An 11904-nucleotide genomic window follows, 5' to 3' on the forward strand; every position below is an offset into this window, starting at 1 on the left:
CCTGGGCTCGAAGGGCGGACGGGGCGAATGCTCAGCGGTGGGCGCCGGCCATGCGCAGCGCGAACTGCGCGTACTGGTCGGCGACTTGTTCACGGGTGCGGTGGAGGGCGGGTCCGAACCACTGGGCGACCTGCACTCCGAGGCCGCCGATCGCGGTCACCGCCAGCATCGGGTCGTCGAGGCTGAACTCGCCCGTCCTTACGCCGAGTTCCAGGACGTCGGCGAGCATACGGCGGCACTGCTCGCGCAGTTCGAGCGAAGTCCGGGCCAGCTCGGGGGCGAGGGCGTGCAGTTCACTGTTGGTGACGACCGCCAGCAACGGATAGTCGGTGTGGAGCAGCACGTGGGCGCGGACCAGGGCGGCCAGCTGCCGGCCGGCGCTGTCGTCCCGGGTGGCGGCTGCGGCCTCGGTGAGGCGGGCCAGCATCTCCTCGTGGCCGATGCGGACCAACGCGGCGAGCACGTGCCCCTTGGAGGGGTAGTGCGCGTACAGAGTCGCGGAGTTGATGCCGACGATGCCCGCGATCTGCCGGATCGAGGCGCCGGCGAAGCCGGACTCGGCGAACAGTTCCAGGCCCGCCTTCAGGATCCGCCCGCGCGTACCGGCCGGCGTCACCCCCTCGGGCAGGACGGCGCCCATCGCCACGACCCGGCGGGGCTCCCAGGCGGGAAGTTCCACTGCTGCTCCTGCGGACACGAAGAAGTTCCAACCAATCGATTGGTTGACACCGTAGCGCAGAAGCCGGATGGTAACTCGCAGATAGCCAACCAATCGATTGGTTGGCTATCTGGCCCGCATGCCCGACCGGTCCGCCCGGCCTCGCCGCAGGCACCGAGCACCACGCACATGCGCCGCGGGCGCCATCCGCTCCCGTCACCCTTCCGACGGCTCGCCGGGCCGGAACGGCACCCCTCCCACCCCATCGGAGTGTGCACAATGAGGTTCCGCTCCCCGTACAGAGCCGTCCGCGGCACGGCCGTCCTCGGCGCCGCAGCCGCTCTGGCCGCCCTCGGCCTCACCGCGCCCGCCCAAGCCGCGGCCCCACCGCTACCGGACCTGGACATCACCGGCACCTACGTCACAGGTGTCTCCTCCGGCGGCTTCATGGCCACCCAGTTCCAGGTCGCCTACTCCGGCACCTTCGACGGTGCCGGGGTCGTCGCCGCCGGTCCGTACGACTGCGGGCAGGGCAAGGTCATCGAGTTCGTCACCTGCGACCTGGGCCTCGGCGTCGGCCGACTGGAGCAGCAGGCCACCGAGTGGGCGGCCGACGGGCGTATCGACCCGGTCTCCAACCTGGCGGGCAAGCCGGTCTACACCTACCACGGCTACCTCGACCCGGTCGTCAACCCGCTCGTCTCACGCGCCGGCGTCGACTTCTACGAGCACTTCGGCGCCCACGTCACGTACCACGACTGGGATCCGGCCGGGCACTCCTGGCCCACACCCGACGGCGTCGTCCCCTGCGCACTCACCCTGCCCCCGTTCCTGAACAACTGCCACGACGACCCGCAGCGCGAGATGCTCACCGCCTGGCTGGGCACGGTCAACCCCCGCAACACCGGCACTCCGCAGGGCTCGCTCACCCACTTCGACCAGAACGCGTACGTCCCCGGCGGCTCCGCCCGCACGCTGTCCATGGACGGCACCGGCCAGCTCTACGTCCCGCCCAACTGCGCCCAGGGCGCGCCCTGCAAGCTGGTGGTCGCCCTGCACGGCTGCCTGTCCGCCCAGCAGCTCCTCGGCACCGCCTTCGCCGAGAAGGGCAACCTCGACACTTACGCCGACACCAACAACCTCGTCGTCCTCTACCCGCAGGCCGCCTCCAGCGTCTGGCCCGTCAACCCCCAGGGCTGCTGGGACTGGTTCGGCTACACCGGCTCCGACTACGCGGTCAGGAGCGCCCCCCAGATGACCGCGATCGTCACCATGGTCCACGCCCTCGGCGGCTGACCGGCGCGCGTGCCCGCCGGCCCTCTCAGTTCTTTGCCACCCCGGCTCCGAAGTCCGTACGAGTGGGCATACTTCCGGCCACCCACAGTGCGATCTGCGTGCGAGAGCGCAGGCCCAGCTTGTCGCGGATCCTGTCCAAGTGCGTGGCGACGGTGTGGATCGAAAGGCCGAGCCGGTCCGCGATCTGCCGGTTGGTCCGCCCTTCGGCGACGAGTTCGGCCACCGTGAACTCCCTTACGGTGAGCCCGAGTCGCTCGTCGGCGGCACGGGCATCGCGCCCCGTTCGGCTCTCGCCGCTCCCCGCGCCGAGCGCGTATGCGACCAGCCGCTCTCCGCGCAGCCCACGGGCACCGGCGACGGCGGCCTGCTGCGCCGCTGCCGACAGCCGTGTCCGGGCACGCGCCGCCGCCTGTTCCATCCTGTGCCGCCAGGGAGCCTCGGGCTCGGTGTCCAGGCGGCGCCGCGCCTGCACGCTCGCCTCGTACAGCCGCAGCGCACGTTGCATGTCGCCGCTCTCCGCGGCCACGAGGGCCATGCCCTCCACGGGGTACAGGGCATGGAAACTGGCCCCTGGAGCGATCCGCAGCACCTCGGCGAACAGGGTCTCCGCACTGCGCAGACGCCCCAAGGCCAGCCGTACGGCCCCTGCGGTGTGCAGCGCGGCCGCGGTCCGGGGCCACGGCGCTTGCTGTCTCAGCACGGGCAGACACCGTGACATCAGTTCGTCGGCCTCCAGCTCCCCGCCGGCCTGAAGCAGCGCCCAGGCCAGGTGATGCGTGCACCAGGCAGTGTCCTGCGGCCTGCCGAGGGAAGCGACGACCTCCAGGCACTCCCGCAGATCCGCGACGGCCTCGGCGAACTCCCCGCGGCACAGTCGCGCCGCCGCCCGGGCGTCCAGGGCGTTGGCCAGTCCGGCGGCGTCACGGCGCATCCGCTCGCTCTGCACCGCCTGCTCGCCCAGGCACAGTGCCTCGTCCGGATCGGCCTGCTGGCAGGCCACTCGTGCGGCGAGCGCCGGCACCTGCCCACCCAGCGCCCGGCCCCCGGCTCCCCGCAGCAGTCCGGTGAGCAGCGCACGGGCGGCTGACGGTTGCTCCTGCTGGTAGTGCACACGCGCCAGTTCCAGCGTCAGCCGCACCCATACGGCATCGCGGTGGCCGGGGCTGCCGGCCAGTACCGCGGCGAGATTGTCCCGTTCCGCCGCGAGCGGGCTGCCGGCCTGGTCGGCGAACACGTCCCCGCGGCCCCGCTCGACCAGCTCGGTCAGCCACACGAGCGCCCGGCGCAGGGTGGCGTGCAGCTCGCCGGATGCACGCAGACGGTCCAGGGCGCAGACACGGATGGCACTCAACTGCCTGAAGCGGGTGGGCGCTGTCTCTCCCGGCAGACGTACGACGAGCGACTTCGCTTCCAGGGCGCACAGGATGCGGAAGACCTGTCGTCGGCCTATGCCGTCACCGGCGCAGACTGTTTGCGCAGCGGTCGCGTCGAACCCGCCGACCAGGACCGAAAGGCGCCGGAAGACCGTCTGCTCGGCCGGATCCAGCAGCCGATGGCTCCAGTCGACCGCTGCGGCGAGCCCGCTGTGGCGTGCGGGTCCGGTTCGGCTTCCCCCGGTCAGAAGGTCCAGCTGGGAGAACTGGTCTTCCAGCCCTGCCAGGATGTCGCTCAGCGCGAGGGCACCGACGTGACGGGCCGCGAGTTCGACGGCGAGCGCCAGGCCGTCCAGGCGCCGGCAGATCTCGGCCACCAGGTGGCCGTTGCCCCGATGCAGTGTGAACCCCGGGGAGTTGCTCGCGGCGCGGTCGACGAACAGCCGTACGGCATCGGACCGCATGAGGGCCGTCACATCGTCTCCGGCGTCGGCCGGCGGCAGCGACAGCTCGCCGACCCGGAACACGGTCTCTCCGGGCACCCTCAGGGCCTCCCGGCTGGTGGCCAGGATCCGCAGACGGGGGCAGCGGCCCAGCAGGGTCGCCGCCAGCCGGGCGCACGGCTCGGCCAGATGCTCGCAGTTGTCCAGAATCAGCACCTGGGAGGCGTCACCGATCGCCCGGACCAGCACGTCGATGCCGGTCCGGCCCGCTCGTTCGCCCACCCCCAGCGCGGCGGCCAGGGACTGCGTCAGCGGTGCGCCGTCCTGGAGTGAGGCGAGTTCCACGAGGTCGACTCGCGTGAAGCGCTTCGGTAATCCCTTGGCGAACTCCAGCGCCAGCCGGGTCTTGCCCACACCGCCCGCACCGGTCACCGTGAGGAGGCGCGAGCTCTTCAGGAGGGTACGCAGGCCCGACAGCTCGCGCTGCCGGCCGACGAAGGAGTCGAGCGCCGGCGGCAGGACGCTCCCACCGGCCGCCGGGACCGCCGAAGCCGCCCGCCGCCGCAGCGCCCGCTGCCGGCAGGCGCTGGAGCAGTATCGCGCCGGCCGACCCCCGTGCGGCCTCACGGTCAGCGCCGCACCGCACACGTCACAGGTTCGACTCCGGCTCATCCCCGGTTCCTGGCCGCACCGCCCCGGAACGAAACCATCGCCTTCGGCCATGTGTCTCCACGAAGACCGCGCCGGCCGGCTCCGGCAGGAGCAGAGCGGCCGCGGTCACGCGTGCGATGGCCGGCACTGTGGCGGGGGGCCGGCCACCGCAGGCATCCCGGTGCGTCAGGGTGTGGCGGCGGGGTCGATGCCGAGTACGACGGTTCCGGTCACTCCCTTGCCGAGGTCACTGCCTGCCGCGGTGAGGGTCAGCAGGGTCGAGGAGCCGCCGTTGCGGTAGATGCCGTCGCGCGCGTTGAGCGTGCGGGTGGCCGTGTTGTTCCGGTACGGCGACAGGGCGGCGATCCTGGTGTTGTACGCCTCCGGGAAGTACAGCTGGCCCGTATGGGACACGTGCCCGCCGTTGTACGTCCCGTCGGACACGGTGCCTCCCGCATGCGTCTTGACGTGGATGTGGAGGGCCCGGCCGACGTACCAGCCGGGGTAGATGGTGGTGAACTCCGCGACACCGGCGGAGTCGGTCAACTGCACGCCGCGCAGGAAGGTGGTGTCCGGGGTGGAACCACCGGCGACATAACCGGAGTAGACCCCGAGGGCGTCGCAGTGCCAGATGTCGACCGCCGTCTGGGGCAGCGGGGCGCAGGTCGCCGCGTCGACCACCGTCACGCGGAGGGTCAGCGGAACGCCCGCCTTCCCCTCTGTGATGTTCCTGCGGACCGTCTCCAGGTCCAGGTAGTACGGCCCCTCGGTCTGTTCGGGGGTCAGGACGCAGGCGGCGGCCGGGCGGGCCGCGGCCTGGTGCTCGGTGGCGGCGGTCGCCTGCGTGGCGGCGAGACCCAGCGCGGCCACGCCGAGGGTGGCGCCGCCCAGGGTGGCGATGACGGACCTGCGGGTGGCACCTGCGGGAACGTCCGCCGGATCGGGGTCACGCTGCGGTTCCGCGGTGTTGTGGTGGGGGATGTCAGTCATGGTGTGAGCATGGCGCCGGTGACGACCCGCGGGATCGCACAGATGACCCATGAAGCCACTGCGTTACGAAACCCTCCACCGCGACCGCGACCGCGTCCGCGCCGTACACCGACGGCGCGTCCGTCGCACAGACGCTCCGCTTCGGCCGCGCCGCGGTCCATGGCGCCCCCGGCGGTTCGGACGGCGGGGCCGGCGACGAAGAGGTCTTCCATGAACTGGTCCCAGCCTCCCGGTGTGGAGATCTGCAGCCCGGTACCGGCAGAGTTCGGGCCGGGGCCCTTCTTCGAAAGGGAGGCCCTAGGTCCGCCCGGGCTCTGAAAGTTCAGGGCCCTGCGCGGCGTTGCGGCCCGCTTCGCGAACAGGCCGGCGGAACGTGGCGCGGTAGTCCCGTGGCCGCCGGCCCGTGTGCCGGGCGAAGAGGGCGCTGAAGGTGCTCGTGTCCGCGTACCCGAGGTCGGCGGCGATGCGCACGATGGTCCTGTCGGTCGTCTCCAGCAGATGACGAGCCCGGCGGACCCGGGCGGATTGCAGGTAGGCGAGCGGGGTCTGACCGGTCTCCTGACGGAAGCGACGGAGCATGGTGCGGGTGCTGATGTGGAACGCTTCGGCGAGCGTGGACAAGTCGTAGCGGGCCCCGAGATTCTGGTCGAGCCACCGCTTCACACCGAGTGAGAACTCATGGCCGACGGCGGGCATCAGTTCCGGGTCCATGTAGGGAGCCTGGGTGGAGCGTGCATCGTCGACGAGCGCGATGCGTGCGGTGCTCCGGGCGACGTGGGGGCCGTCGTGCTCACGGATCAGCTGCAGTGCGAAGTCGTACATGGCGCTGAAGGCGGCGGTCGTCGTCACACCGCGGTCGGTGACCACCAGGCGCTCGGGGCGCACCCTCACCTTGCCGTATCGACGGGCGAGCTGATCGGCGAACAGCCAGGACGTCGTCGCCTCGCGCCCGTCGAGCAGGCCGGCCTCGGCGACGAGGAAGGCGCCGACACAGATCGATACGACGGCGACACCGGAGGCGGCCTGCGAACGGATCGACGCCACTTCGGGCCCCAGGTTCGCGAGCGTCGCGTCGAGATCGAGTCCGGGCGACAGCTCGAAACCCGGAACGATCAGGATGTCGACGGGGCGCAACGCCGAGACCTCGAGGGCCGAGCCGCCGGACGCGACCACCCGTCGCCGGGGCGAGACGACGGACACCTCGTACGGCGGCCGATCCGGCCCGTGCGCCGCCGCGATGTGATCGGCCATGGCCAGCAGGTCGGGGATCCCGAACACCTCCGAGGCGAAACAGCCGGGATACGCCAGCACCCCCAGACGCAGCGGTTTCACGGTTCCTCCGGCTCCGGCACGGGATGGCGATATCACCGCGTCATGTGGCGATATCGCCGGTTCACGTGGGGGGGAGTTTCTCACCACACTCTCGATCATGACAACGATGCGAACGCGGCGCGACGACCCCTTGGACGACTTCTCCCGGAGAGTCGTCAGCGTCGATGACTTCGGCAAGACCGTGTACGTCGCCGGGACGGGACCCGGCGTCATCCTGATGCCCGAGATGCCGGGCATCAGCCCCGACGTCGCGCGGTTGGCTCGATGGGTACGTGATGCCGGCTTCTGCGTCTATCTGCCCTCGCTCTTCGGTGTCGACGGTGCCTACCCGACCACCGGGGCGGGCGAGGCCGTCGTCCGGCGCGCATGCGTCAGCGCCGAGTTCCGTGCGTTCGCCGGGGGCGGCACCAGTCCCGTCGTGGCATGGCTGCGCGGTCTCGCGCGCATCGCGCAGACGGAGTGCGGCGGGCCGGGCGTCGGCGCGGTCGGGCTGTGCTTCACCGGCAACTTCGCGCTGACCATGGCACTCGAACCGGCCGTCATCGCCCCGGTCGTCAATCATCCCTCGCTGCCGCTCGACGACCCCGGGGGGCTGGAGATCGGAGACGAGGACGCGGTCGCCCTGGCCGAACGCATCGGACGAGACGGGTTGAAGGTACTCGCCTACCGCTTCGACGACGACAGGTGGTGCACGGGCCGGCGGTTCGCGGCCTACCAGGCGCTGCTCGGCGAAGCGTTCGACGGCCGCGTGCTCGCGGCCGACGTGGCGAACACGAACCCTCCGCCCTTCTTCCGCGACGTCGTCGGGTGCGCCCACAGCGTCGTGACGGCACATCTCGTCAACGAGCAGGGTCACCCGACGGTGCGTGCCCGTGATGAGATCATCGCCTTTCTCTCGGAGCGGCTCAGAAGGTGACGCGCGAGCCTCACCGGAACACCCTGCCCGGACTGACGGACCCGGGTCGTGCCTCCGTGCTCTCTCAGCCGGCGTGGAGAACCCGAAATCGATCGGGTTCCGCCGGATCCCGGTCAACGACCTGGACCGACGTCCAAGCCCACTGCCACACGCTGATGCCCGGTGTGCGGGAGAACCGGATCTGCCCGCGGGTGCCTTCGACCTCAACGCGCGGCCAGGATTCGGCGATGCGCGCCCGGTCCGAGCCGTGAGCACGCAGCACGTCGGCGAGGACGGCGGCCGTGTCGTAGCCCTCGAAGGCGACGAAGGAGGGCGCCTCGGCCAGCCTCTCGCGCAGGGCCGTCTCGACTCGTGCCCCGAGTGGGCCGAGGCGCTCGGGCAGATAGCGCAAGAACGGGATCGCGGCGCCGTCCTCGCCCAGCAGCCTCGTCCATTCGGCGAACTCCGGTTGGCCGGCCGGAGCCCCCAGCATGATCTCGGCAAGGCGCTGGTCGTGGCGGACGGACTTGACGATCGACACCGCGGGCTCCGGGTGCCCGACCAGAAGAAGGAGGGCTGTCGCGCGATGGCCGACGAGTTCGTCGCACACCGCCGTGGGGGCGAGCGCGCGCGTGTCGAGTTCGATGACGGTGCCGCCGCGTGGAGCGAGGTACTCCCGCAGAATGCGGGTCCCGGCCGCCCAGTAGACACTCGGCTCGGCTGCTACGGCGATGCGGGTGTGGCCCGCGCCGAGGAGGAAGTCCGCGTAGATCCGCCAGCCGTGGGACTGCGCCGGGGCGAGGCGCGCGACCCACTCCGTAGGCTGTTCGGTGAGCCCGTCGAGTACCGCTGACGAGCAGAGGAACGGCAGGCCGAGGGTGTCGGCCCGGGCGGCGGCGGCCCGGGCGACGACGCTGTGGTACTCCCCCGCCAAGGCAGCCACGCCCAGCCGAGCCAGTTCGTCCACGGCCGCCGCGGCCCTGTGTGGATCAGCCGCGGTGTCCCGGACCACCAGCTTCAGTGGTCTTCCGCCGATCCCACCGGCGTCGTTGACTTCGCCGACGGCCAGCTCGAGCCCGGCGAGCAGGTGTCGGCCCGCCTCGACCCAGCCCGGTCGAGTCAGCGGAACGAGAGCGCCGATCTGAACGGATGACCCGTCAGTCCGCCCTGGTGCAGGTGCCGATGGTGGCGTGTTCATGCGTTGGCGTCTCCCGAGTGACGACTGGGCCGCGGTTCGCCCGGATCACGAAGTGAACGTCGGTGGCGCCGAGAGTAGCCGAGCCCTTCCGTACGCTCAGGACCGGGCTCGGGCGATGAGCAGTGCCACGTCGTCCTCGCCACCGGGCGAGCGCAGAAGGTCCAGGACGCGGTCGCATGTGTCTTCCAGATCGTGGCCACGTGTCGTGGTGAGGGCGTCGAGGAGGGTGTCCAGGCGGGCGTCGATGGGTTCGCTTCGGGTCTCGACCAAACCGTCGGTGTAGAGGACCAGTTCGTCGCCCGGGCGGAAGGCGACGGTGGCGGCCTCGAAGGGCACCCCGCCCACCCCCAGCGGCGCGCCGGTGGGAAGGTCGAGCAGCTGTGCCGCGTGGCCGAGTCGCATCAGGGCCGGCGGCAGATGGCCGGCGAGGCAGATCTCGCACGTGCCCCGGTGCGGGTCGTAGACGCAGTAGATGCAGGTCGTGATGGTCTGCTCGGCACCTTCGGTCAGGTGATCCAGGTGATGAAGGGCATCGGCGGGGGCGAGGGCGAGCTCGGCGAACGCGCGGGCGGCGCTGCGGAGTTGGCCCATGGTGGCGGCGGCTTTGATGCCGCTGCCCATGACGTCCCCGACGACCAGGGCGGTTCTGTCACCCTGCAGAGGTATGGCGTCGTACCAGTCGCCGCCGATCTCGCTCGCGGCGCCGGCGGGCTGGTAGCGGCAGGCAACCTCCAGGCCGGGCAGGTGCGAGGGGCGCTCGGGAAGCAGACTGCGTTGCAGGGTGAGGGCCACTTGACGCTGGGTCTGGTATCCACGGGCGTTGTCGATGCAGACCGCGGCCCGGGCGGCCAGCTCCCAGGCGAGGAACGCGTCGTCGCCGTCGAAAGGCGCGGGGTTCTGGGTGCGTGTGAGGTCAAGGGCGCCCAGGACTTCGCCCCGGGCCAGGAGCGGTACGGCCAGGTAGGAGTGAACGCCGGCCGCCGCGAGGAGGGAGGCGGCCTCGCCATGCCGGGCGATGCGCTCCAGATCCCGACGGGTGGTGTGGGGCACCAGCACCGGTTGGCGGGTGCGCACGCACTGGGTGATCAGGCGGTCGCTGTCGTAGGTGGCGAGTCCCCCTGGGGGGTCGGCCACGCTGACCGCCTCGGTGGAGTCGGCCGCGCTCACGGCGAGGGTGCGGAAGAGGGCCGGTCCCTCGTGCGGGGCGGTCCGCAGGTCGAGGGCGCTGTCGAGTACGTCCACGGCCGCCACATCGGCCAGGACCGGTACGACGAGGTCGGCGAGCTCGCGCGCTGTCGCTTCCAGATCGAGGGTGGTACCCACGCAGGCGGAAGCCCTCGCGATCAGTGTCAGCCGTTGCCGAGCCTGTGCCGCCTCGGCAGCGGCTCGATGACGCTCGGTGACGTCGATGACGGAATAGGCCAGGCCCAGCACCCGCCCACCGGAATCCTCCAGCCTGTAGTACGAGACGGACCAGGCGTGCTCGTGGTCCGGGTCGGAGGGGGGACGACACACGATGTCCCGGTCCACGACCGACTCGCCCGTCTCCAGGACACGGCGCAGACGTGCCTCGGGATCCGTGTCCAGGTAGGTCAGGATCTCGCCGACGGGCCGGCCGAGACGCTCGGCGGCGGACTGACCGGTGATGCGTTCGAGCGCAGGATTCATGGCCACGTACCGCAGGTCCGAGTCCAGAATGGCCAGCCCGATCGGGGACTGGGACACCAGACGCATGGCAAGCGCGGCATCTCGCTCGATCCGCTCCACAGCGGCCTGGTCCGCGGCGAGGCCCAGGGCGTAGACGTCACCCAGGTCGTCCAGCAGCCGCATGTTGCGGAACTCCACCAGGCGGGTGCTGCCGTCCTTGTGCCGGATCGGGAACGCCCCGGCCCAGTCGGTGCCGGATTCCATGACCTCGGCGAACAGCTTGATCACCGCGTCCCGGTGCTCCTCGTGGACCGTCAGCCGGGCCGCGTGCTGACCCAGGGCTTCCGCGGCGGTGTAGCCGAACAGGTCCTCGGCCTTCGGGCTCCAGAAGACCACCTGGCCCTTCGCGTTCAGCACCACCGCGGCGACGCTGAGCAGATCAAGCAGGCCACTGGGCGGCGCGGCAGAACCCGCCACCGACCGGCCGTGGCCTGCTCGGGAGGAGTCCGTCGTGCCCATGCCTCACTTTCCTTCCCGCTCGGCGCCTCGGCTCGTGCCCTACCGGCGGGTGTTCTGCCTTCATCCATGGTCGTCCCAGACCTGGGAGCACACATCTGGACCGGCGGCCGGCCATGCCGGCCGTCGCCTTCGATCACGCACACGCAGGATGCCCCGGTGATCCCCGTCATGCACAGATACCGAAGGCCGCAGCTACGAATGAGAAGGTGCCTCGCCCTTGGCCCACAGTGAGCGCACATGGCCCAGATGCCGGGTCATGCACTGCTGGGCGGCTTCGTCGTCGCCGGAGAGCATGAGATCCACAAGCTCCAGGTGTTCCTCGGCCGAGGGGATCAGTTCGCCGCGCCGGTCCAGGGCGGTCAGGCCGTACAGGCGGGAGCGCTTGCGCAGGTCGCCGACTGTTTCGACGAGGCGGTCGTTGCCGGAGAGCGCCAGCAGCGAGAGGTGGAACCGGCGGTCGGCCTCCAGGTAGCCGGTGAGGTCGTGGTCGTGCGCGGCCCGCACGATCTCCTCGGCGATCGGACGCAGCGCTTCCAGGTCCGCCTGCGACGCGGTCCGCGTGATCCGGCCGACCATGGGGACCTCGATCAGGGTACGGATCTCGGTGTACTGGTCGAGGTCGTGCTCGTTGACCTCGGTGACCCGGAAGCCCTTGTTGCGCAGGGGCTCGACCAGGCCCTCGCGGGCCAGGTCGAGCATCGCCTCACGGACGGGCGTCGCGGAGATACCGAAGTCCTCGGCGAGCGTCGGGGCCGAGTAGACGTGGCCAGGGCGCAGTTCACCCGAGATGAGGGCGGCGCGCAGGGCGTGGGCGACCTGGTCGCGCAGGCGTTCCCGGGCGGTGACGAGGTTGCTTGCCTTCAGATGCCCCATGCTGTTCCTCCGTGCCCCGACCGGAGCCC

Annotated in this window: 9 protein-coding genes; 2 read left to right on the top strand and 7 right to left on the bottom strand. The window is 71.1% G+C overall.

The window, feature by feature from the left end; genetic code table 11:
- Positions 1–31 precede the first annotated feature (31 nt).
- A complete protein-coding gene (locus BFF78_RS05495) occupies positions 32–679 on the bottom strand; it encodes a TetR/AcrR family transcriptional regulator (RefSeq protein ID WP_227025718.1) in 648 nt (215 codons plus the stop codon).
- Positions 680–937: 258 nt separating this feature from the next.
- On the opposite strand from BFF78_RS05495, the gene BFF78_RS05500 reads away from it, so the two are divergent.
- Positions 938–1954, top strand: a complete 1017-nt coding sequence (locus BFF78_RS05500) for an extracellular catalytic domain type 2 short-chain-length polyhydroxyalkanoate depolymerase (protein WP_069777227.1) — start codon at positions 938–940, stop codon at positions 1952–1954.
- 25 nt (positions 1955–1979) lie between these two features.
- Here the strand turns inward: BFF78_RS05500 and BFF78_RS05505 are convergent, their stop codons facing one another.
- From BFF78_RS05505 to BFF78_RS05515, 3 genes are all read right to left on the bottom strand, one after another.
- Complete coding sequence (locus BFF78_RS05505; protein WP_069777228.1) at positions 1980–4442, bottom strand: ATP-binding protein; 2463 nt, start codon at positions 4440–4442, stop codon at positions 1980–1982.
- A 165-nt stretch (positions 4443–4607) separates the two neighbouring features.
- Positions 4608–5411, bottom strand: a complete 804-nt coding sequence (locus BFF78_RS05510; protein WP_079161156.1) for an intradiol ring-cleavage dioxygenase — start codon at positions 5409–5411, stop codon at positions 4608–4610.
- Positions 5412–5708: 297 nt separating this feature from the next.
- Positions 5709–6743 (bottom strand): GlxA family transcriptional regulator, encoded by a 1035-nt coding sequence (locus BFF78_RS05515; RefSeq protein WP_227025719.1) that lies wholly within the window; start codon positions 6741–6743, stop codon positions 5709–5711.
- Between the two features lie 97 nt (positions 6744–6840).
- Between BFF78_RS05515 and BFF78_RS05520 the strand changes: the two genes are divergently transcribed.
- Positions 6841–7659, top strand: a complete 819-nt coding sequence (locus BFF78_RS05520) for a dienelactone hydrolase family protein (RefSeq protein WP_227025720.1) — start codon at positions 6841–6843, stop codon at positions 7657–7659.
- Between the two features lie 64 nt (positions 7660–7723).
- On the opposite strand, the gene BFF78_RS05525 is transcribed toward BFF78_RS05520, so the two are convergent.
- The 3 genes from BFF78_RS05525 to BFF78_RS05535 form a co-directional block, all read right to left on the bottom strand.
- Positions 7724–8836: an ABC transporter substrate-binding protein gene (locus tag BFF78_RS05525; RefSeq protein WP_069777230.1), complete on the bottom strand. Its 1113-nt coding sequence runs from the start codon at positions 8834–8836 to the stop codon at positions 7724–7726.
- 96 nt (positions 8837–8932) lie between these two features.
- Positions 8933–11002, bottom strand: a complete 2070-nt coding sequence (locus tag BFF78_RS05530; RefSeq protein WP_069777231.1) for a SpoIIE family protein phosphatase — start codon at positions 11000–11002, stop codon at positions 8933–8935.
- 192 nt (positions 11003–11194) lie between these two features.
- Positions 11195–11875: a GntR family transcriptional regulator gene (locus BFF78_RS05535; protein WP_069777232.1), complete on the bottom strand. Its 681-nt coding sequence runs from the start codon at positions 11873–11875 to the stop codon at positions 11195–11197.
- Positions 11876–11904: the final 29 nt, after the last annotated feature.

Origin of the sequence: Streptomyces fodineus (genome assembly GCF_001735805.1) — a bacterium.
GTDB lineage: Bacteria > Actinomycetota > Actinomycetes > Streptomycetales > Streptomycetaceae > Streptomyces > Streptomyces fodineus.